Annotated in this window: 21 protein-coding genes; 11 read left to right on the top strand and 10 right to left on the bottom strand. The window is 74.3% G+C overall.

Translation table 11 applies throughout. From position 1 onward, the window contains the following. Positions 1-71: 71 nt before the first annotated feature. Positions 72-1,985, top strand: coding sequence for a glutamine--fructose-6-phosphate transaminase (isomerizing) (glmS, locus tag ACN26Y_RS11495; RefSeq protein WP_155330278.1), 1,914 nt, complete (start codon positions 72-74; stop codon positions 1,983-1,985). Between the two features lie 60 nt (positions 1,986-2,045). Here glmS and ACN26Y_RS11500 read toward each other — a convergent pair whose 3' ends face one another. Both ACN26Y_RS11500 and ACN26Y_RS11505 read right to left on the bottom strand, forming a co-directional pair. After that, the gene (locus tag ACN26Y_RS11500; RefSeq protein WP_155330279.1) at positions 2,046-3,647 is read right to left on the bottom strand and encodes an alpha/beta hydrolase; all 1,602 of its coding nucleotides are present in this window, start codon (positions 3,645-3,647) and stop codon (positions 2,046-2,048) included. Next, positions 3,644-3,940, bottom strand: a complete 297-nt coding sequence (locus ACN26Y_RS11505) for a type VII secretion target (protein WP_155330280.1) — start codon at positions 3,938-3,940, stop codon at positions 3,644-3,646. The genes ACN26Y_RS11500 and ACN26Y_RS11505 overlap by 4 nt, the downstream gene beginning before the upstream one ends. 174 nt (positions 3,941-4,114) lie before the next feature. On the opposite strand from ACN26Y_RS11505, the gene ACN26Y_RS11510 reads away from it, so the two are divergent. The 6 genes from ACN26Y_RS11510 (at position 4,115) to ung (ending at position 9,625) form a co-directional block, all read left to right on the top strand. Then, on the top strand, positions 4,115-4,483 hold the full coding sequence (locus ACN26Y_RS11510; RefSeq protein WP_155330281.1) for a holo-ACP synthase: 369 nt from the start codon (positions 4,115-4,117) through the stop codon (positions 4,481-4,483). Positions 4,484-4,525: 42 nt separating this feature from the next. Continuing rightward, a complete protein-coding gene (locus ACN26Y_RS11515) occupies positions 4,526-5,995 on the top strand; it encodes an NAD(P)H-hydrate dehydratase (protein ID WP_422734697.1) in 1,470 nt (489 codons plus the stop codon). A gap of 84 nt (positions 5,996-6,079) precedes the next feature. Then, a complete protein-coding gene (gene alr, locus ACN26Y_RS11520) occupies positions 6,080-7,198 on the top strand; it encodes an alanine racemase (RefSeq protein WP_155330283.1) in 1,119 nt (372 codons plus the stop codon). Beyond that, a complete protein-coding gene (locus tag ACN26Y_RS11525; RefSeq protein ID WP_422734698.1) occupies positions 7,195-8,289 on the top strand; it encodes an alpha/beta fold hydrolase in 1,095 nt (364 codons plus the stop codon). Before alr ends, ACN26Y_RS11525 begins: the two co-directional genes overlap by 4 nt. 52 nt (positions 8,290-8,341) lie before the next feature. After that, positions 8,342-8,818 (top strand): tRNA (adenosine(37)-N6)-threonylcarbamoyltransferase complex ATPase subunit type 1 TsaE, encoded by a 477-nt coding sequence (gene tsaE / locus ACN26Y_RS11530; RefSeq protein WP_155330285.1) that lies wholly within the window; start codon positions 8,342-8,344, stop codon positions 8,816-8,818. A 105-nt stretch (positions 8,819-8,923) separates the two neighbouring features. Then, a complete protein-coding gene (gene ung / locus ACN26Y_RS11535; RefSeq protein WP_155330286.1) occupies positions 8,924-9,625 on the top strand; it encodes a uracil-DNA glycosylase in 702 nt (233 codons plus the stop codon). A gap of 12 nt (positions 9,626-9,637) precedes the next feature. Here ung and ACN26Y_RS11540 read toward each other — a convergent pair whose 3' ends face one another. Next, positions 9,638-10,333, bottom strand: coding sequence for a helix-turn-helix domain-containing protein (locus ACN26Y_RS11540; RefSeq protein WP_422734699.1), 696 nt, complete (start codon positions 10,331-10,333; stop codon positions 9,638-9,640). A 381-nt stretch (positions 10,334-10,714) separates the two neighbouring features. Between ACN26Y_RS11540 and tsaB the strand changes: the two genes are divergently transcribed. From tsaB to ACN26Y_RS11560, 4 genes are read left to right on the top strand one after another with little or no spacing between them, the layout of a single operon-like run. Then, positions 10,715-11,392: a tRNA (adenosine(37)-N6)-threonylcarbamoyltransferase complex dimerization subunit type 1 TsaB gene (gene tsaB / locus ACN26Y_RS11545; protein ID WP_155330288.1), complete on the top strand. Its 678-nt coding sequence runs from the start codon at positions 10,715-10,717 to the stop codon at positions 11,390-11,392. Between the two features lie 40 nt (positions 11,393-11,432). Further along, a complete protein-coding gene (rimI, locus tag ACN26Y_RS11550; RefSeq protein ID WP_422734700.1) occupies positions 11,433-11,897 on the top strand; it encodes a ribosomal protein S18-alanine N-acetyltransferase in 465 nt (154 codons plus the stop codon). After that, the gene (gene tsaD, locus ACN26Y_RS11555) at positions 11,890-12,936 is read left to right on the top strand and encodes a tRNA (adenosine(37)-N6)-threonylcarbamoyltransferase complex transferase subunit TsaD (RefSeq protein ID WP_422734701.1); all 1,047 of its coding nucleotides are present in this window, start codon (positions 11,890-11,892) and stop codon (positions 12,934-12,936) included. The genes rimI and tsaD overlap by 8 nt, the downstream gene beginning before the upstream one ends. Before the next feature lie 14 nt (positions 12,937-12,950). Then, a complete protein-coding gene (locus ACN26Y_RS11560; protein WP_155330290.1) occupies positions 12,951-13,205 on the top strand; it encodes a hypothetical protein in 255 nt (84 codons plus the stop codon). Between the two features lie 66 nt (positions 13,206-13,271). Here ACN26Y_RS11560 and ACN26Y_RS11565 read toward each other — a convergent pair whose 3' ends face one another. The 7 genes from ACN26Y_RS11565 to ybaK form a co-directional block, all read right to left on the bottom strand. Beyond that, on the bottom strand, positions 13,272-14,933 hold the full coding sequence (locus ACN26Y_RS11565; protein ID WP_422734702.1) for a copper resistance CopC/CopD family protein: 1,662 nt from the start codon (positions 14,931-14,933) through the stop codon (positions 13,272-13,274). Positions 14,934-14,962: 29 nt separating this feature from the next. Then, the gene (locus ACN26Y_RS11570) at positions 14,963-15,697 is read right to left on the bottom strand and encodes a DUF4142 domain-containing protein (protein WP_155330292.1); all 735 of its coding nucleotides are present in this window, start codon (positions 15,695-15,697) and stop codon (positions 14,963-14,965) included. A 122-nt stretch (positions 15,698-15,819) separates the two neighbouring features. Further along, positions 15,820-17,001, bottom strand: coding sequence for an ROK family protein (locus ACN26Y_RS11575; RefSeq protein ID WP_155330293.1), 1,182 nt, complete (start codon positions 16,999-17,001; stop codon positions 15,820-15,822). A 28-nt stretch (positions 17,002-17,029) separates the two neighbouring features. Then, positions 17,030-18,289, bottom strand: coding sequence for a sugar ABC transporter permease (locus tag ACN26Y_RS11580; protein WP_155330294.1), 1,260 nt, complete (start codon positions 18,287-18,289; stop codon positions 17,030-17,032). Continuing rightward, positions 18,286-19,095 (bottom strand): ATP-binding cassette domain-containing protein, encoded by an 810-nt coding sequence (locus ACN26Y_RS11585; RefSeq protein WP_155330295.1) that lies wholly within the window; start codon positions 19,093-19,095, stop codon positions 18,286-18,288. Before ACN26Y_RS11585 ends, ACN26Y_RS11580 begins: the two co-directional genes overlap by 4 nt. Positions 19,096-19,204: 109 nt before the next feature. Next, positions 19,205-20,302, bottom strand: a complete 1,098-nt coding sequence (locus ACN26Y_RS11590) for a sugar ABC transporter substrate-binding protein (RefSeq protein ID WP_155330296.1) — start codon at positions 20,300-20,302, stop codon at positions 19,205-19,207. Between the two features lie 234 nt (positions 20,303-20,536). Next, positions 20,537-21,016 carry a Cys-tRNA(Pro) deacylase gene (gene ybaK, locus ACN26Y_RS11595; protein WP_155330297.1) on the bottom strand — a complete coding sequence of 160 codons (480 nt, stop codon included), beginning with the start codon at positions 21,014-21,016 and terminating at the stop codon, positions 20,537-20,539. Positions 21,017-21,032: the final 16 nt, after the last annotated feature.

Raw genomic sequence — 21,032 nt, forward strand, 5'->3', positions numbered from 1 at the left:
CTCAAAGTTGCTGATCGTTTACTGGACTTCCGAGCACGCGCGCTGAGCGAAACTGGGTTAGGCTGCCACCCATGTGTGGAATCGTGGGTTACGCCGGCGCGCGCCCGGCACTCGGCATCGTGCTCGACGGGCTGCGGCGGCTGGAGTACCGCGGCTACGACTCGGCCGGCGTCGCCATCGTCTGCGACGACGAGCTGCTGACCGAGAAGAAGGCCGGCAAGCTGGCCAACCTGGAGAAGGTGCTGTCCGAGCGGGCCGCCGAGGACCCGGCGTCCTGCGCCGCGAGCCCGATCGGCATCGGCGACGGCACCACCGGCATCGGCCACACCCGCTGGGCCACCCACGGCGGCCCCACCGACCGCAACGCCCACCCCCACCTGGCCCCCGACGGACGGGTCGCCGTCATCCACAACGGCATCATCGAGAACTTCGCCAAGCTGCGCGCCGAGCTGGAGGCCGACGGCGTCCAGTTCACCAGCGACACCGACACCGAGTGTGCCGCGCACCTGCTCGCCGCCGCGCTCGCCGACCTGCGCGCCGCCGGCCACCCGGACGGGCCGCAGCTGCTCGCCGCCGGCATGCGCGTGGTCTGCCAGCGCCTGGAGGGCGCGTTCACCCTGCTCGCCGTCGACGCCGGCATCCCCGGCGCGGTGGTCGGCGCCCGGCGCAACTCGCCCCTGGTCGTCGGCCGGGGCGACGGCGAGAACTACCTCGCCAGTGACGTCGCCGCCTTCATCGAGCACACCCGGGACGCGATCGAGCTGGGTCAGGACCAGATCGTCCTGATCACCGGCGACACCATCGAGATCACCGACTTCGCCGGCCAGCCCGCCACCGGCAAGGACTTCCACATCGACTGGGACTCGTCGGCCGCCGAGAAGGGCGGCTACGACTGGTTCATGCTCAAGGAGATCGAGGAGCAGCCGCAGGCCATTGCGGACACGCTGCTCGGCCGGCTCACCGAGGCCGGCGAGATCATGCTCGACGAGGTCCGCCTCAGCGACCAGGACCTGCGCGACGTCGACAAGATCTTCATCGTGGCCTGCGGCACCTCCTACCACGCCGGCCTGGTCGCCAAGTACGCCATCGAGCACTGGACCCGCATCCCCTGCGAGGTGGAGCTGGCCAGCGAGTTCCGCTACCGCGACCCGGTCCTGGACCGGTCCACCCTGATCGTGGTCATCTCGCAGTCCGGCGAGACCATGGACACGCTGATGGCGCTGCGGCACGCCAAGGAGCAGAAGGCCCGCGTGCTGGCCATCTGCAACACCAACGGCTCCACCATCCCGCGCGAGTCCGACGCGGTGCTGTACACGCACGGCGGCCCGGAGATCGCGGTCGCGTCCACCAAGGCGTTCCTCACCCAGGTCGTCGCGTGTTACCTGATCGGGCTGCACCTGGCCCAGGTGCGCGGGATCAAGTTCGCCGACGAGGTCGGCGCCGTGGTCGCCCAGCTCCAGGAGATGCCCGGCAAGCTGCGCGAGCTGCTGGACCGGATCGAGCCGGTACGCGAGCTGGGCCGTGAGCTGAAGTCCGAGCCGACCGTGCTGTTCATCGGCCGGCACGTGGGCTACCCGGTGGCGCTGGAGGGCGCGCTGAAGCTCAAGGAGCTGGCGTACATGCACGCCGAGGGCTTCGCCGCCGGTGAGCTGAAGCACGGCCCGATCTCGCTGATCGACAAGGGCACGCCGGTGATCTGCATCGTGCCGTCGCCGGTCGGCCGGGGCATGCTGCACGACAAGGTCGTCTCCAACATCCAGGAGGTGCGGGCGCGCGGCGCCCGGACCATCGTGATCGCGGAGGAGGGGGACGAGGCCGTGGTCCGGTACGCCGACCACCTCATCTACGTCCCGCGTACGCCGACGCTGCTCGCGCCGCTGGTCACGACCGTGCCGTTGCAGGTGCTCGCGGCGGAGATCGCCGCCGCCCGGGGCCACGACGTCGACCAGCCCCGCAACCTGGCGAAGTCCGTCACGGTCGAGTGAGTCGACGACGGGCCCGCCCGACCGCTTCCGTCGGTCCGGCGGGCCCGTCGCAGGTCCGGGCTACGGCCGGCCGAGGACCACCCGCGCCATGCCGTCGAGCGCCGGGTTGCCGGGTTCCCAGTAGCCGGTGTGGCCGTACCGGCCGCTGGGGAAGGTACGCCCGCCGAAGCTCGGGTCGGACGGGTCGCGCCCGAACCACAGGGCCCGCTCCGGCCCGTCGAGCAGCGCGACCGCCGCGCCGATCGGCGACGTGCCCAGCAGCGGCCGCTGGAGCAGCTCGTCCGCGGGGCGCGCCAACCGGATCACGTCGTCCGCGGCGGTGCTCGCCCAGACCTGACCCGGCGGCAGGCCCAGGTCGCGGGCGTGGTCCACCCCGACGCCGGGCGAGCCCACGAAGACCACGGCGTCGGCGGCGAGGCCGTGGTCCCGCGCCGTGCTGCCCACGACCAGTGACCCGTAGCTGTGCCCGAGCACGGTCAGCCGGGCGTCCTCGCCGTCGTGGGTGGCGCGCAGCCCCTCCTGGAACCGGTGCAGCGCCGGCCCGGCGTCGCCCGCCCGCCCCGCCCACGCGGCCTCGTGGAGGAAGTCCGGGGCGTCGTAGTCGAGCCAGAGCACCGCCGCGGTCTCCTCGCCCGGGGCGAGTGCCGTGCAGCGGGACAGGACCCGGCCCGCCCGGTCCAGCTCACCGGTCACGTCGTCCAGGCCGGCCGTCATGCCCGGCACGTACGTGAGCACCTGGTCGCTGCGGTCGGGGTTGCCGAGCGACACGACGGCCCGTCCCTCCTCCTGGGTGGCCAGCGTCAGCAGGTACGCCCGCGGGCCCTCCGGCGCCGCGAGGCGGCCGGCCAACGCGTCCAGCCCGGCGAGTGCCGCGTCCACCCGGCGCAGCCCGGCCAGCCGGAGCGGCCCGGGCGGCACCCGGTCGAGCAGCCGTCGCCGCTCGGCGAGCAGGTCCTCGCGGTGCTGCCCGAGCAGGAGCCGGTTGGCCTGGTCCCGGGCGGCCACCGGCACCCCGTCGAGGCGGCCGACCCGCTGCGGCTCGTACGCCACCAGCCACCGGCGCTGCGCCGGGCTCAACCCCGCCCACCAGGCCCGCACCGCCACCGGCGTGGAATCGGCCCCGGGCCGGCCGGGCGGGGGTGGGCCGACCCAGCCGGATGCCGCCGCGCCGGCCAGCTCGGCAAGGCGACCGGCGGCGTCGCGGTCGGCGGCCCGCGCCGCGTCGAGTGCGGCGCCGATCCCGGCGGCCACCTCCGCGACCGCCCGGCCGGTGCCGGCCGTCGCCGGGCGCGACGGGTCGGCGCTGACCTGGCCGCGCCGGTCCACCCGCACGCCCGAGCGGTCGGCCAGCGTGACCGCCGTGTCGAGCCGCGCCTTGGCGGTGGCGAGCCGGCCGGCGAACTCGGCCAGCACCTGGTCGGCCTCGACCATACCGGGCCGGCCGGCGAGCAGCTCGCCGCGCAGCCCGCCGAGACGGGCGGCCGCGGCACCGGCCGCCTGACCCGACCAGGCGTCCCGCAGCGCGGCGGCCCTCCCGGTCAGCTCCCCCGCGCGGCGCTCGACCAGCGCGGAGGCGGCGCACCAGGCCGCTCCGGCCGCCCGCCACGCCCCCGGGTCGGCCGCCCACAGCTCCCGGTACCCCGGCCCGGCCGGAGCCGTCATCGGGGCGCCCCGGCCAGCCGGGCCGCCGCCCGGTCGTCCACCGCGTCGTACGCCTCGGCCGCCGAGCGGACCGCCTCCGCGGTGGCCGCCACCCGCGCGCCCAGCCCCCCGAACCAGGCGTGCACGGCCGCCTCGCACCCGGCCAGCGCCGTCCCGGCGGCCCACTCCGGCGCCGGCACCACCAGCCCGGCCGCGCCGCCCACCCCGTGCGCCAGCCGGTACGCGTCGTCGGCGAGCCCGGACGCGCTCCGGCGCAGCGCGTCCGGCCGGACACTGAACATCTCCTCGCTCATCGTCGCCCCCGTGACGTCGTCGACATGGACGGGCGGAACGTTAGGGTTCGCCGGCCCCGCCGCGCGTGCCCTGTGGACGACCGGTCGCCGCCGTACCGCCGGCTTGTCCACAGGCGTTGCCCCAGGCGGCGTCGACGGCTAATGTGCGGCGGCCCGCGCCGGTAGGGTGGGCCCGTGATCGTCGCGGTCGGCATCGACGTGGTCCTCGTGGAGCGGTTCGCCCGGGCCCTCACGCGGACGCCGCTGCTCGCCGACCGGCTCTTCACCGAGGCCGAGCGGTACACCGGCTCCGGCAACCCGCGCTCGCCCGAGTCGCTGGCCGCCCGGTTCGCCGCCAAGGAGGCGGTGGCCAAGGCGCTCGGCGCGCCGGCCGGGTTGAGCTGGCACGACTGCGAGATCGTGCCGGATCCGGACGGCCGGCCCTGGTTGACCGTCTCCGGCACCGTCGCGGCGGCGGCCGCCGAGCGGGGGGTCAACCGGTGGCACATCTCGCTGTCGCACGACGGTGGCATCGCCTCGGCGATGGTGGTCGCGGAACGCTGATCGGTGGCGTGCCGGGCACGCCTCGCACGGGACGGGAGTCGGATGAGACCGGTGTGGCGGGTGGCGGACGTACGCGCCGCGGAGGCGGGTCTGATGGCCACGCTTCCGCCGGGAACGCTGATGCAGCGCGCCGCCGCCGGACTGGCCCGCCGGTGCGCGTTGCTCCTCGCCGACCGGGGCGGGGTGTACGCCGCCCGCGTACTGCTGCTGGTCGGTTCGGGGGACAACGGCGGTGACACGCTGCTCGCCGGCGCGCACCTGGCGCGCCGCGGGGCGGCCGTGTCGGCCCTGCTGCTGACCCCCGGCCGGGCGCACGCCGACGGCCTGGCGGCGTTCCGCGCCGCGGGCGGTCGGCTGGTCGAGCGCCCACCCGCCCGGGTCGACCTGGTGCTCGACGGCATCGTCGGGATCGGCGGCAGCGGCGGCCTCCGGCAGACGGCGGACCAGCTCGCGGCGAGCCTGGTGCGGCACTGCGGGCGGGACGGTGCGCCGGCGACGGTGGTCGCGGTGGACGTGCCCAGCGGGGTTGCGGTGGACACGGGCCACGTGCCGCTCACCGCCTACGGCCGGCCGAGCGCCGTACGCGCCGACGTGACGGTGACCTTCGGCGCGTTGAAGCCGGCCCTGGTGGTGGGTCCCGCCGCGGCACTGGCCGGTCAGGTCGAGCTGGTCGACATCGGGTTGGAGCCGTGGCTGCGCGGCAGCCCGGCACTCCGGGTGACCGAGTGGTCGGACGTGGTCGACTGGTGGCCGCGGCTCGGTGCGGCCACGGAGAAGTACAGCCGGGGCGTGGTCGGCGTGGCCACCGGCTCCGCCACCTACCCGGGTGCGGCGGTGCTCTCGGTCGCCGGAGCATCGGCCGGCCCGACCGGCATGGTCCGGTACGCGGGCGGGGCCCGCGACGAGGTGCTGCACCACCACCCGTCGGTGATCGCCACCGGGCGGGTCGCCGACGCCGGCCGGGTGCAGGCGTGGGTCTGCGGATCGGGGCTCGGCACCGGCGAGGACGCCGCCGCCGAGCTGCGCGCCGTGCTGGCGGCACCGGTTCCCGCCGTGCTCGACGCGGACGCCCTGACCCTGCTCGTGGACGGTTCGCTCGCCGAGCAGCTGCGGCGGCGGGACGCGCCGATCGTGGTCACACCGCACGACCGGGAGTTCACCCGGCTCTGCGGGGAGACGCCGGGCGCCGACCGGGTGGCGGCCACGCTGCGGCTGGCCGCCTGGATGAACGCGGTGGTGCTGCTCAAGGGCGACCGCACGGTGATCGGCACGCCGGACGGCCGGGCGTACGTGAACCCGACCGGCACGCCGGCGCTGGCCACCGGAGGCACGGGGGACGTGCTGGCCGGGCTGCTCGGCTCGTTGCTCGCCGCCGGGCTGGCGCCGGAGCGGGCCGCCGCCGCGGCCGCGTACCTGCACGGGCTGGCCGGCCGTGAGGCGGCCCGGGGCGGCCCGGTGACGGCGTCCGACGTGGCGGCCGCCCTGCGCCCGGTGCTGGCCCGCCTGCCCTGAGCGGATGCGGTGCCGGACATGCGCGACATCCGGATCGACGTGGGCGGGTCAGGCCGCGGTGATCAGCTCAGTAGGCTTGGGGGCATGTGGCAGGCCGAGGTACGCGTCGATCTTGACGCGATCCGCGAGAACGTGAGCCGGCTCCGGTCCGGCACCACCGCCGAGCTGATGGCGGTGGTCAAGGGCGACGGGTACGGCCACGGCATGGTGCCGGCCGCCCGCGCGGCGCTGGACGCCGGGGCCGACTGGCTCGGCGTCTGCACCCTCGACGAGGCCCTCACCCTGCGCCGGGCGGGGATCACCGCGCCGGTCCTGGCGTGGCTGCTCGCTCCGGGGCTGCCGCTGCACGAGGGGGTGACGGCCGGCGTCGACCTCGGTGCGGCCAGCCTGCCCCAGCTCGACGAGATGATCGAGGCGAGCCGGGTCGCCGGTCGGCCGGCCCGTCTCCACCTCAAGATCGACACCGGCCTGTCCCGGGGTGGCGCGACCGTCGCCGACTGGCCGACCCTGCTGGACGCCGCCGCGAAGGCTCAGGCCGACGGCCTGGTCGAGGTCGTCGGCGTGTGGAGCCACTTCGTGTACGCCGACTCGCCCGGCCACCCGACGACCGACCGCCAGCTCGCCGTCTTCCACGAGGGGCTGGGCATGGTGGAGAAGGCCGGACTGCGCCCGCGCTACCGGCACCTGGCCAACTCGGCGGCCACGCTGACCCGGCCCGACACCCACTTCGACCTGGTCCGCCCCGGGCTGGCCGTCTACGGGCTCTCCCCGGTGACCGGCGAGGGCTTCGGGCTGCGCCCGGCGATGACCGCCCGCGCCCGGATCATGCTCACCAAACGGGTCCCGGCGGGCGCGGGCGTCTCGTACGGCCACACCTACACGACCGAGCGGGAGAGCACCCTGGCGGTGGTGCCGCTCGGGTACGCCGACGGGGTGCCCCGGCACGCCTCCAACAGTGGCCCCGTCCAGCTCGGTGGCGTCCGGCGGACCATCTCCGGCCGGGTCTGCATGGACCAGTTCGTGCTCGACTGCGGCGACGACCCGGTCGCGGCCGGGGACGTGGCCACGCTGTTCGGCAGCGGCGCCGACGGTGCACCCACCGCCGACGACTGGGCGGAGGCGGTCGGCACGATCAACTACGAGATCGTCACCCGCTTCGGCAGCAGCCGGGTGCCCCGCGTCTACGACGGCGAGCGCCCGTGACGTCGTCCCGCCCCCGGATCCCCCTGCCCCGGTCCGGTCCCGCCCGGGCCGCCGTCGGCGCGCTGGCCGCCGTCGGGGTCGCCGCCGCCGGCCTGGCCGCGGGCGTCGCGACCGAGCGCGCCCTGGTTCGCCGGTTCAAGGCCGACCCTGCCGACCCGTACGCCGGGGAAATCTTCGGCGAGCAGCGGTACGACGAGGCGCTGTGCGTGGAGATGCCGGACGGCACCGACATCCACGTCGAGGTGGTCGAGCCGACCCGGCCGGTGCCCGGCAACCCGACCGTGGTGCTGGTGCACGGGTTCTGCCTCGACATGGGCACCTTCCACTTCCAGCGCAAGATGCTCGCCGAGCGGGGCGAGCACCGCGTGGTCGCGTACGACCAGCCCGGCCACGGCCGGTCGGGGCGACTGGAGACCGGCGAGTACGACCTGGCCGCGCTGGGCCGGACGCTGCGCGCGGTGATCGACCGCACCGCTCCGGAGGGCCCGCTGGTGCTGGTCGGCCACTCGATGGGCGGCATGACGATCATGGCGTTCGCCGAGCTCTTCCCGGAGCTTTTCGGCGACCGGGTGGTCGGCACCGTGCTGATGGCGACCTCGGGCGGCCTGCTGGCGGAGACCAAGCTGGTCGCCCCGGCCCTGCTCGGCCGCGTGGGCGCGCCGGTGCTCTACATGATGAGCAACGCCACCCGCTACGGCGGCACGGTCATCGACCGGGCGCGGAAGTCCACCACCAACGTCGCCTGGCTGCTCACCCGCAAGTACGGCTTCGGGACCCGCCGGCCGAGCGCGGCGCTGGTGTCGTACGTGGAGGAGATGAACTCCCGGACGTCCGCCGACACGGTCACCCGCTACCTGCGGACGCTCGCCACCCACTCGCGCTTTCCGGCGCTCGCCGCGCTCAGCGGCACGCCGGTGCTGGTGATCGTCGGGGACAAGGACATGATCACCCCGGTCACGCACTCGGAGGAGATCGTCCGGCGACTGCCGCACGCCGAGTTCGTCAAGATCCCCGACAGCGGGCACGTGGTGATGCTGGAGCACGCCGACGAGGTCAACTCCGCGCTGACCCGCTTCCTGGCGGTGCCGTGAGCGCGCGGGGTGCGGCGCGGCGGAACCGCGCGGTCGCGGACCGGGAGGCACCGTGAGGGTAACGCTGCCGACGGTGCAGGACACGCACGCGTTCGGCCGCCGGCTGGCCGGCCTGCTCCGCGCGGGTGACCTGCTGCTGCTGACCGGTCCGCTCGGCGCCGGCAAGACGGCGCTCACCCAGGGCATCGGCGCCGGGCTCGGGGTACGGGGGGACGTCACCTCGCCGACCTTCGTGATCGCCCGGGTGCACCGCCCCGACCCGGTCCTGGGCGGGCGGGTGGCGCTCGTGCACGCGGACGCGTACCGCCTGGGGGACGCGGCCGACCCGCGCGCCGAGATCGACGACCTGGACCTGGACGCCTCGGTGGACGAGTCGGTGACCGTGGTCGAGTGGGGGGAGGGCCTGGTCGAGCAGCTCGTCGACGCCCACCTGCGGGTCCGGATCGACCGCCGGGACGACGACACCCGGGTGGTGGACCTGGAGCCGGTCGGCGGCGACTGGGCGTCCCGGCTGGCCGTACTGGCCTGAGCGGCCGCCGGGCACGGTGGCCCGCTGGCCGCTGAAGCCCGCGGCGGAGGCTGTCGCACCGGCGGCCTAGAGTGCCCGGGACCGACCTGACCGGAAAGGCCGCCGATGCCCGACGACGTTCCCACCCTGGACCTGCCGGCGTTGCTGCCGGAGGCGTGGCGCACGGTGCTCACCCCGCACCTCGACCCGGCCCGCACCGCGGCGCTCGCCGGGTTCGTCGCCCGGGAGTACGCCACGCAGACTGTCTTCCCGCCCGTCGAGGACCTGTTCTCGGCCTACCGGCTGTGCGCCCCGGCGGACTGCCGGGTGCTGATCCTCGGGCAGGACCCGTACCACCGGGTCGGGCAGGCGCACGGGCTGAGCTTCAGCGTCCGGGACGGGGTGGCCGTGCCGCCGTCGCTGCGCAACGTCTTCAAGGAGTTGGGTGACGACCTGGGTGTGCCGAAGCCGGCCGGCGGCAACCTCAGCGGCTGGGCGGCGCAGGGGGTGCTGCTGCTCAACGCGGTGTTGACGGTCCGCCAGGCCACCCCCGGCTCGCACGCGAACTCCGGTTGGGAGGAGTTCACCGACGCCACCATCCGCGCCCTCGACGCGCTGGAGACGCGGGTGGTGTTCCTGCTCTGGGGCGGGTACGCGCGCAAGAAGGCGGCCCTGGTGACCAACCCGCGGCACGTGGTGCTGGAGGCCGGCCACCCCAGCCCGATGAATCCGCGCGGGTTCCTCGGCAGCCGCCCGTTCAGCGCCGCCAACAAGGCGCTCGCCGACGTCGGCCTGCCGACGATCGACTGGGAGCGCACGGCCGGCTGAGCCTCCGGCCGGTCAGCCAGCGGCCCGGCTGCGCCAACGCTGCAGAAGCGACGCTGTCCGGGGGTCGGTCAGCTCCAGCACCCCTACCGGCACCACCCGGTAGCCGCGATCGCGGTGCTTCACCTCGATGGCCTCCGGCAGCTCGTCGCACATCTGCGCGCGGATCTCCCCGTACCGGGTGCGCCAGCGGTGTTCGCCCGGCTCCTCCGGCTCGAGGCGCAGCCCGCCGTAGTCGCCCCACCGCTCGTTCCACCGCTGTCCGTAGACGGCTTCGAGCCAGGCGGTGAACCGGGCTGAGTCCCGCCAACGGACGGCGAGGTCGATGCCGTCCACGGGCGCCGGCACGCCTTGGATCAGTGCCGCGGTGCAGCCGGTCAGGAGGTGCGGCAGGTCGCCGAGCCGCTCCAGGACCCGGTCCAGCGGAAGGTCGTCGAGCCGGTCCGCCAGCGGTCGCGCGGCGAGCTCGTCGAGCTGGGCGTCCAGGTGGGCGTCGAGCTGCTCCACCGTGACGCGGAGCTGGAGATCGAGGGTGGCGAAGGCCCGCTCGACCAGCGGGATGCTTGGCACGCGGTCACCGCGCTCGATTCGGGCCAGAGCGCTCTGGCTGATGCCGGCGAGGTCGGCGAGGGCCTGCTGGGTGAGGAACCGCGACGTCCGCTCGCGGCGGAGCGTCGCGGCGATCTGCTGGGCGAGGGAACTCTTCGTCACCGCCAGAGGATGACAACTAGGTGGAAAGCGATATGACTGTCGGTCATAAATATGACTGAGCGGCATATCGCTCAGCACCAGGTCTTCCCAGCCCGACATGCCGTGGTCCGGCACCAGAAGGCGCACGCACCCGCTCCTGGCCGGACGGCATCGGGACACCGAGCAGCCCGATCCGGCGGGCGCGCATCGGTCCCCAACGGAGGGGAAGCCTGGCGGAGGGACGGGCAGGGCAGAGGAGAGTCTGGCGGGGTGCTGGCTGGGTGGGGGGCTGGCGGGGTGCGGCTCGGCGGAGCGGCACGGGCGGGGCGCTGTGGGCAGCGGGATCTGCGGTGATCCGGGGCGTCACTCGGGTGAGCGTCGGGGCGACTAGGCTGGTTCACCGTGCTCGTACTGGTGGTGGACAGCTCGACGCCCGCGGTGACCGCCGCGCTGGTGGAGGTCTCGGCGGCCGGCGTCGAGACCCGGGCGCACCGCCGCACCGTCGACGCCCGCGCGCACGGGGAGCTGCTCGCCCCGCAGGTGGACGCGGTCCTCGCCGACGCCGGCGCGCGCCCCGCCGACCTCACCGCGATCGTCGCGGGTCTCGGCCCCGGCCCGTTCACCGGGCTGCGGGTGGGGCTGGTCACCGCCGCCACGATGGGGCAGGTGCTCGGCGTTCCCACGTACGGTGTCTGCTCGTTGGACGGGATCGGCCACCCGGCGGCCGCCGGCGAACCGGTCCTCGCCGCCAGCGACGCGCGGCGCCGGGAGATCTACTGGGCGGTCTACGACGGTGCGGGCCAGCGGATCGCCGGCCCCGAGGTGTCCGCTCCGGCGGTGGCCGCCGAGCGCGCCCGGGGCCTGGCCGTCACCCTCGCCGTGGGCGACGGCGCGCACCGGTACGCGGAGACGCTGGCCCTGCCGGTCGCGGCCGAGCCCCGCTACCCGGAGGCCGCCGTGCTGGCCCTGCTCGCGGCCGAGCGGATCCGGGCCGGCGCGCCCGGGGAACCGCTGACCCCCCTCTACCTGCGGCGGCCGGACGCGGTCGCGGCGACCGCGCGCAAGCCGGTCCTACCGTGACCGCGAGGAGCGTGCCCGGGTTGCGAGCCGAGGTGACCCCGTGAGCAGCGTGCGGCTGGAGCGGTTCCGGTGGTGGCACATCGAAGAGGTCCTGCCGATCGAGGCGGACCTCTTCGGTGCCGAGCAGTGGTCCCCGGCGATGTTCTGGAACGAGCTGGCCAACGGGCATTACTACCTGGTCGCGACCGACGACGGCGGCGCCGTGCTGGGCTACGCCGGGCTCACGACCGCCTCGCCGGACGAGGCCTGGGTGCAGAACATCGCCGTACGGCGGGAGGCGCAGCGCCGGGGCGTCGGGCGGCTGCTGCTGGAGGCGCTGCTGGCCGAGGCGGCACGGCGGCGCGTCCGTAGCACGCTGCTGGAGGTCGCCGCGGACAACGCCCCCGCCCAGAAGCTCTACGCGATGTACGGCTTCGAGGTGATCGGCGTACGGCGTGGCTACTACCAGCCGAGCAACACCGACGCGCTGGTCATGCAGCGGCACGAGGAGCGGAGCGATGGCTGACGAACCCCTGGTCCTCGGGATCGAGACCTCCTGCGACGAGACCGGGGTCGGCATCGTCCGCGGGCACACCCTGCTCGCCGACGCGCTCGCCAGCAGTGTCGAGCAGCACGCCCGGTTCGGCGGCGTGGTCCCCGAGGTGGCCAGCCGGGCGCACCTGGAGGCGATCGTGCCCACGATGGACCGGGCGCTGGCCGAGGCGGGGGTGACGCTCGCCGACGTCGACGCCATCGCGGTCACCGCCGGGCCCGGGCTGGCCGGCGCGCTGCTGGTCGGCGTCGCCGCCGCCAAGGGGTACGCGGTCGCCGCCGAGAAGCCGGTGTACGGCGTCAACCACCTCGCCGCGCACGTCGCCGTGGACACCCTGGAGCACGGGCCGCTGCCCGAGCCGGCGGTCGCCCTGTTGGTGTCCGGCGGGCACTCGTCCCTGCTGCTGGTCGACGACCTCGCGCGTGGGGTGACCCCGCTCGGCGCGACGATCGACGACGCGGCCGGCGAGGCGTTCGACAAGGTGGCCCGGCTGCTCGGCCTGCCCTTCCCCGGCGGCCCGCACATCGACCGGGAGGCCGGGGCGGGTGACCCGGGCGCCATCGGCTTCCCGCGCGGGCTGACCGCCGCGAAGGACCTGGTGGCGCACCGGTACGACTTCTCGTTCTCCGGGCTGAAGACCGCGGTGGCCCGCTGGGTCGAGGCGCGGCAGCGGGCCGGCGAGCCGGTCCCGGTGGCCGACGTGGCCGCGTCCTTCCAGGAGGCGGTCTGTGACGTGCTGGTGGGGAAGGCGCTCGACGCCTGCCGGGCCAACGGGGTGGAGACCCTGGTGATCGGTGGGGGAGTCGCGGCCAACTCGCGGCTGCGGGCGATGGCCGGGGAGCGCGCGGCGAAACAGGGCGTCCGGGTGCGGATGCCGCGGCCGAAGCTGTGCACCGACAACGGCGCGATGGTCGCCGCGCTCGGCTCGCACCTGGTCGCCTCCGGTGTCGCGCCGAGCCGGCTGGACCTTCCGGCGGATTCGGCGATGCCGCTGACCACGGTCAGCGTGTGAGGGGAGGAGCCGACGTGATCGTCCGGATGTGGGAGGTGCGGGCCGAGCCGTACGGGGTGGCCGACCTCATCACGTGGGTGTGCGACACCGCCCTGCCCGACTTCGACCACGACCCGCTGCACCTGTCCAGCGAGGTGTTCTCGTCCACCGACCACCGGGTGGTGGTGATCTCCAAGTGGCGCGGCAACCCCCGGCCGCTGCCCGACCCGCCGGTGACGCTGGTCGCCCGCCCGCCGCACTCCTGGGACTTCACCCAGGTCGACCGCTGACGCCGCCCGGCGGCGTGCCGGCGACCCGTCTGAGCCGCTCGCCGGGCCGTACCGCCACCGCCACGGTCAGCGGACGGGCACCGTCGCGGTGACGGTGGACTGGTCGATGTCGGAGACCCGGGCGGTGATCCGGAGAGTCCACTCGCCGGGGACCGGGAAGCGGAGTGCGGCGCTGGCGTGGTGCGGCTCCGGTGTGTCGACCGGGACGGCGATCGGCTCGACACCGGCGGCCGGGAGCGCGGCGGTGACCCTCCACTCGACGACCGGCAGCGGCTTCGCGGCGGGGGTGTAGACGTAGGCGTGCAGGCTGTTCAGCGCGCCGGCCTGGGCGGGGTACACGTCGAACTGCACGGTGAGCAGGTCGGTGCTGACGGACCGCGCGACGCCCTCCCGGGTCGCCCCGGCCGCCTCCGTCCCGGCGGTGCGCCCCGGCGGGGTCTGCACGAGCACCGCGGTGAGGGCGAGCACGACCGCGGTCGCCGCGAGTTCGACACCGGCCGCGCGGGCGACCCAGCGGGGGCGGCCGGCGGCGACCCGCCGCCGGACGAGGTGCCGCTGCCAGGCGGCCACGGCGAGGACGGCGGCCAGCAGGGCGGCCTTCGCGCAGAGCAGCCGGCCGTACGCGCTGCCCAGCAGCGCCGACGGCCGGCCGAGTTCGATCGCCGCCTGACCGACGCCGGTGATGACCAGCCAGCACACCGCCACGGTGGCGCACCTCGACCAGGCCGGCAGGATCCGGGCGAGGACCCGGGGGTGGGTCCGGCGCAGCAGGAACGCCGTGAGGGTGAGCAGCCCGCCCAACCAGACGGTCACCGCGGCGAGGTGGATGGTGACCAGGGCGATGCTCACCGGTGGCAGCGGAGCGGCGACGGGGTGCCCGGCGAGCGGCCAGGTCGCCGCCGCGGCCAGCCCCACCACCGCCAGCAGCGCGGTGCGTGGACGGCCGGCGGTGCCCCCGACGACGGCGGGCAGCAGCGTGGCGCCGACCCCGAGCAGTGCCAGCCGGACGGCGTACACCACCGCCACCGCGCCGGTGCCGACCGCCTGGAGGTCCGCGAGGGACAACTCGCCGACCGGCACGCCGACCGCCTCGGCGGCCTGCCCGACCCAGGTGGCGGCCGTGGCGACGGCGACCAGCCCGAGCCCCGTCCACGCCACGACGAGGGCACCGCGCCGGGAGCGCCGGCGGGGCCACATCGTGGCCGCCAGCAGGGTCGGGCCGACCGCCGCGACCAGGCCCAGGTATCCGAGGTACTTGGCCGCCGGCACCAGCAGGCCGCCGGGCGACGCGTCCTCCGGCCCCGGCTGCGGCGGGGTGCTGGAGGGTGCCCCGGCGGAGTAGGTGAAGCTGCCGGCGACCGGGTGGCTGTCCGCCGAGATGACCCGGTAGCTGACCAGGTAGGTGCCGAGCGGCCGGTCCGGGACCCGGACGCGGACGCGGAGCGTCGCCCCGCGTACCTCCGGTTCGCCGACACTGATCCGCCGGCCGTCCGGGGCGAGCACCTGGATCCGGCCGGGGACCGGCGCCACCGGCTCGCTGAAGGTGACCACCACCTCCCGGGGCGCGTAGCCGACGACCTCGTCGCGCTGCGGGGTCGTGGCGACCACGACGGCGTGCGCGGCCGCCGGACTCGCCGGGAGCACGGTGAGGCACAGGCAGGCCAGGACGAGCCCGAGGAGAATCCCCGCCCGGATGCGTCCGGGCGGGGATTCCCTGGTGCGTGTCATCCGCATGGGCGGTAGGGGCGCGGCGGGTGTCAGGTGCGGCGGAGCATCCGCCAGGTGGCGACGCCGCCGGTGCCGAGGGCGGCGAGGAAGACCAGCCAGACCAGCGCGCTGCTGACCCCGAACTGGGGTGCCGTGTTGGCCGACGCCGCCGCGAGCAGACCGTCCTCACCCGGCGCGGGCAGCGCGGCCGGCGGCAGCTCCGCCCAGCGGACCAGCCCGGTGCTCTCCAGCATCTGCATGTGGTTGTTGACGAACGTGTTCGCCGCCTCGGCCAGTTCCCGGATGATCGGGTCGCGGGTGGTGGCCCGCACCGCGCCGATCACCGGAAAGATGTTGCCGTGGGCCACCCGCAGCCGGGTGACGAAGATCTGGTCGAACTGCGTCCCACGCGCGTTCTTCATCTCCGTCAGCCACCCCTTCTGCTCCGGGGTCGGGTCGGTCGGGATGATCGCGCCGAGCTTGTTCGCGGCCTCCACGGTCAGCCGGTCCAGCTCCTCGTGCTGCTTGGCGATCTCCGCGCCGATCTCCCGCACCCGCGGCGACCGTCCCTTCTCGGCGGCCATCTGGCCGGCGGGCATCTCCCACAGCCCGGCCAGCCGGACACCGGCCAGCAGTGCGGCGTCGGCGGCGTTGAGCTGCTGGCCGGCCGGGGCGGCGAGGGCCGCGCCGGGCAGCACCCCGAGCCCGGCGGCGAACGCGATGAGCAGGACCGCCAAACGACGGGTCCGGTGGCCCTGGCGACGGGCGGATCTGCGCGGTGCCATGTCTGCGGTGCCTCCTGGGTTCCGGGCCGGTACGTCTCGGCCGGGCAGCCGCACCTCGCCGGCCGCCCGTCCGTCCTCAGGTACGGATTGAGCGCCGGATCAGTTCAGTGGGGATTCGCGAATCAGCCGACGTCGAGCGGGTCGGCGAGGAGGCGTTCGAAGGCCAGCTCGGCGGCGCCGATCAGCGGGGCGTCCTCACCGAGCTTCGGGGTTCGCAGCCGGACGTGCTCCAGGCAGGCCGGCAGCGCGATCGAGTTGAGACGGCTGCGCACCTGGGCCGCAGCGGCCAGGTAGAGGTCCCGCATGGTGCCGCCGAAGATGACCATCTCCGGGTTGAAGATGTTGACGAGGTTGGCGACGCCGAAGCCGAGCCAGTCGCCGGCCTGCCGTACCGCCGTCTGGGCGCGGGCGTCCCCCCGGTCGGCGGCGTCGAAGACGGCCAGCAACGCCTCGCGGCCGCGCGCGTCCGAGCGGCCGGCCGCGCGGAGCAGGCCGTGCTCGCCGATCTCGGTCTCCCAGCAGCCGCGGGACCCGCACTCGCAGCGGGCGCCGTCGCGTACCACGACCATGTGCCCGACCTCGCCGCTGTAGCCCCCGTGCCCGGTCAGCCGCCGTCCGCCGGCGATGATGCCGGCGCCGACGCCGACGTCGCCGTACAGGTAGATGACGTTGTCGCAGCCGGCCGCCGCGCCCCGGGCGTGCTCCGCGAAGGCCGCCACGTCGGCCACGTTGCCCACGCTGACCGGCAGGTCCGGGCCCAGCTCCGCGCCGATCGCCGCGCCGATCGGCTCGTCCACCCAGCCCGTCGTCGGGCCGAGCCGGACCAGGCCGTCGTCGCGGCGGACCATCCCACAGACGGCGACGCCCGCGCCGACGCAGATCGCGTCCGCGGACACGGTCTGCTGCATCTCCTTGCCCGCCCCGGCCAGCAGCGGGGCGGCCTCCGCGGCGGTGAGGCCGGGGGGCCGCTCCAGCTCCCGGCGGTCGAGCACCTCCCCGCCCAGACCGACCCGGGCGGCCCGCAGCCGGTCCACCTCGATGGAGTACGCGTACGCGTGCACCCGGGCCGACTCGGGCCGGACGACCAGCGACGGTCGTCCGGCCCGGCCGGTTTCCTTCGGCGCCCCCTCGCTCACCAGTCCGGCCGCGGCGAGGTCGGTGGTGAGTGCGCCGATGGTGCTGCGGTTCAACCCGAGCGCGGTGGTGAGTTCCGCCCGTGACGTCGCCCCGTGCAGGTGGACGTGGCGCAGCAGCGCCCCGAGGTTCTGCCGGCGGATCTCGTCCTGGCTCGGTCCTACGCGCATCGCGGTGTGCTACTCCGGGTGAAGCTGGTCAGCGGGTGCCGGTGGCGGCGGACCGGCGCCGGGACAGCGCGTCCACACCGGCCGCGAGCAGCAGAACCGCGCCGGTGAAGACGTACTTCAGACCGGCGCTGAGGTTGAGCAGGCCCATGCCGTTGATGATGACCGCGACCACGGCGCCGCCGAGCACCGCGTTGATCATGCGACCCTTGCCGCCGAAGAGGCTCGTACCGCCGATGACCGCTGCGCCGACCGCGTAGAGCAGCACGTTACTGCCACCGGTGTTCGGGTCGACCGACCTGTCCTTGCTGGCGGCGATGATGCCGCCGATCGCGGCCATGGTGGAGCAGATGACGAACGCGGAGATCCGGATGCGGTCGACGTTGATGCCGGCCCGCCGGGCGGCCTCGCGGTTGCCGCCGACCGCGTACAGGTGCCGGCCGTACGCCGTGCGGTTGAGCACGAACGTCCAGAAGACCAACAGCGTGGCCAGGATCGGCACCACGATCGGCATGCCCTTGTTGGAGCTGATCAGCGGGTTGATGCTGCGCTCCTGGTTGAGCACGTACACGGCGAAGCCGAGGATGAGCGCGAGCGCCGCGATCCGGCCGAAGACCACCAGGGCCGGGTCGGTGACCAGGCCACGCGCCGTGCGGTTGTGGTGCTGGAGCAGCTGCGCCGCCGCGTACCCGGCGACCGCGACCGCGAAGAGCGCCCAGCCGATCAGCGGGGGCACCCACCGGTTCTCGATCGCGATGATCACCTCGTCGCCGATCGAGATGTTGGTGCCCTCCTTCATCAGCAGCAGCACCACGCCCTGGAAGGCGAGGAAGCCGGCGAGGGTGACCACGAAGGACGGGATGCCGACCTTCGCCACCAGGAAGCCGAGGGTCAGGCCGATGACCAGGCCGGTGGCGAGCGCGGCGAGCACCGCGACGTACCACGGGTAGCCCAGCACGGTCACCACGTTGGCGAGGATCGCCGCGCAGACGCCGCTGGCGAAGCCGGCGGAGAGGTCGATCTCGCCGAGCAGCAGGACGAAGATCAGGCCCATCGCGATCGCCGTGACCGCCGCGCCCTGGGTGAACAGGTTGGCGAAGTTTCCGGCGGAGAGGAAGACCGGCCGCACGATCGCGAAGACGACACAGAGGACGACCAGGCCGGTGACGGCCGGCAGCGAGCCGAGGTCACCGCCGCGGACCCGGGCCAGGTAGTTGCGGACGTGACTGGCGACGGTGGGCGCCGCTGTGACGGCGGCCGGGCCCTCCTCGCGTACTGCGGTGGTGGTCATCGGACGGCTCCCGGGGTGGTGGCGGGCTCCCCGCCGTTGTCGTGCTGCCCGTTGCCGAGGCCGAGCGCGCCGGACCGGCCGGCGGTGATCAGCTCGACCACCTGGGCGTGGGTGATGTCGGTGGTCTTCACCTGCGCGACCATCTGGCCGAGGTAGAGCGCGGCGATGCGGTCGGAGACGGCGAAGACGTCGTTCATGTTGTGCGAGATGAGCACCACGGCCAGGCCGTTGTCGGCCAGCCGGCGGACCAGTTCGAGCACCTGCGCGGTCTGCGCGACGCCGAGCGCGGCGGTGGGCTCGTCGAGGATGACCACCCTGCTGTTCCAGAGCACCGCCTTGGCGATGGCCACCGTCTGGCGCTGGCCTCCCGACAGGCTGGAGACGTGCTGACGCAGCGACTTCACCGTGCGTACCGACAGACCGGCGAGCGTCTCCGCGGCCATCTGCTCCATGGTCGGCTCGTCCAGCACGATGCCGCTGCGCTTCTCCCGGCCGAGGAACATGTTCTGCACGATGTCGAGGTTGTCGCAGAGCGCGAGGTCCTGGTAGACGACCTCGATGCCGAACGCGGCGGCGTCGCGCGGGCTGTTGATGGTCACCGGCCGGCCGTCGAAGAGGAACTCACCGGCGTCGGTCGGGTAGATGCCGCTGATGCACTTGACCAGGGTGGACTTGCCGGCGCCGTTGTCGCCGACCAGCGCGGTCACCTCGCCGGGGTAGGCGGAGAAGGCGACGTCGCGCAGGACCTGGACGGGACCGAAGCTCTTGTCGATCCCGCGTAGCTCCAGCAGGGGGGTCGCGGACACGGGGTTCTCCTTACGGATCAAGGGGAGGTCTCTTCAGCCCGTCGGCAGCGGCGGTGCGCCGCCCGGCACGGGGGTGGCCCGTGCCGGGCGGCGCTCACCACGGCGGGGTTCAGCTGATGCCGGCGTCGGTGCAGAGCTTGGCGAAGTCGCCGGTGCAGACCTCGTCCTTGGTCACGAAGCCGTCGGCGATGACGTCCTTAACGTTCTCCTTGTAGATCAGCTTCGGGGTGAGCAGCACGGACGCCACGTCCCGCCCGCTCTCCGGGTCCTTGACGGTCTGGCCGGTCTGCTTGCGCTCGCCCTTGGCCAGCCCGATGGCGAGCTCGGCGGCGGCCTTGGCCTCCTCCTTGATCGCCTTGTAGACGGTCATGCACTGGTCACCGGCGAGGATGTTCTGCAGGCCCTGCGGGGTCGCGTCCTGGCCGGTCACCGGGACCTTGCCGTTGAGCTTGTTCTTCTTCAGGACGGAGATCGCCGCGTTGCCGAGGCCGTCGTTCGCGGCCAGCACGCCGTCGATCTTGCCCTTGGTCTGGGTCAGCATCTGCTCGAAGATGACGCCCGCCTGGGCGTTGTCCCAGTCCGGAACGGCCTGGTCCGGGCCCTTGGTGAACTCGCCCGAGTCGAACTTCGGCTTGAGGATCGAGTCGTACCCGTTCTTGAACAGGGTCGCGTTGTTGTCGGTGGGGGAGCCGTTCAGGTAGGCCACGACCGGCTTCTGCTTGCCCGCGTCGGTGAGGCACTTGGCCAGGCCCTCACCCTGCAGCTTGCCGACGGCCTCGTTGTCGAAGCTGACGTAGTACTCGGCCGAGCCGCCGAGGGTCAGCCGGTCGTAGTCGATGGTGGCGACACCCTGGGACTTTGCCTTCTCCAGCACGGCCTTGCCGGTGCCGGAGTCCAGGTTGACGATCATCAGGGCGGTCGCACCGCTGGTGATCATCTGGTCGGCGATGGTGGAGAACTGGGACTTGTCGCCCTGGGCGTTCTGGATGTCGTACTGGACGCCGGCGGCCTTGAAGGCCTCCTCCAGGAACTTGCGGTCCGCGCCCTCCCAGCGGGCGGAGGACTTGCTGTCCGGAAGGATCACGCCGATCTTCGGGGTCTTCTGGCCGCCGGCCTGGTCGCCGCCGTCAGAGTTGTCACCACAGGCCGCCATGCTGCCGGTGGCCAGGAGGCCCGCGGCGGCGACGGCGAGGAAGCCCTTGCGCATGTGCAGGGTCCTTTCGGAGGTGGGGGATGGTGTTGTTTTGTTGTGCCCGGCAACGTATTCCGCGCTCCACCGCCGGCACAAGAGTGCCGAGGTCATGAGTTTGTTGTGGGCAGTAACAATTCGGCAACGTCAGCGACTCCCGGGCTTTACCCAAGCGGCGAGCGCTCTCCGCCGGGGCAAGGTCGGGTGAAACGGGCGGACCGGAGCAGCCGGGGAAGTGCGCGGGCGCCGGGGTCAGGCGGAGGCGATCCGGGCGGTCGTGGCGTCGGTGAGGGCGACCAGGTCCTGCGGGGCCAGTTCCAGCTGGAGGCCCCGGCGGCCGGCCGAGACGTACACGGTGTCGTGCCGCAGGGCGCTCTCGTCGAGCACGGCGGGCAGGCGCTTGCGCTGGCCGAGCGGGCTGATCCCACCCCGTACGTACCCGGTGGCGCGCTCGGCCACCGCGCGGTCGGCCATCGCGGCCCGCTTGCCGCCCACCGCCGCGGCGAGGGCCTTCAGGTCCAGCTCGCCGGTCACCGGGACGACCGCGACGGTGAGCGTACCGTCGACCTCGGTCACCAGGGACTTGAAGACGCGCTCCGCGGGCACGCCGAGCGCCGCCGCCACCAGCGCCCCGTAGTTCGGCGCCTCCGGCGACACGTCGTACGGATGGGTGCGGTGCGCGACCTTCCGCTTCGCCAGCAAGGCCGTTGCCGGAGTCCCCTGTCCCGCCACGCCCGCCAACCTAATG

The organism is Micromonospora sp. WMMD558 (assembly GCF_049315255.1).
GTDB lineage: Bacteria > Actinomycetota > Actinomycetes > Mycobacteriales > Micromonosporaceae > Micromonospora.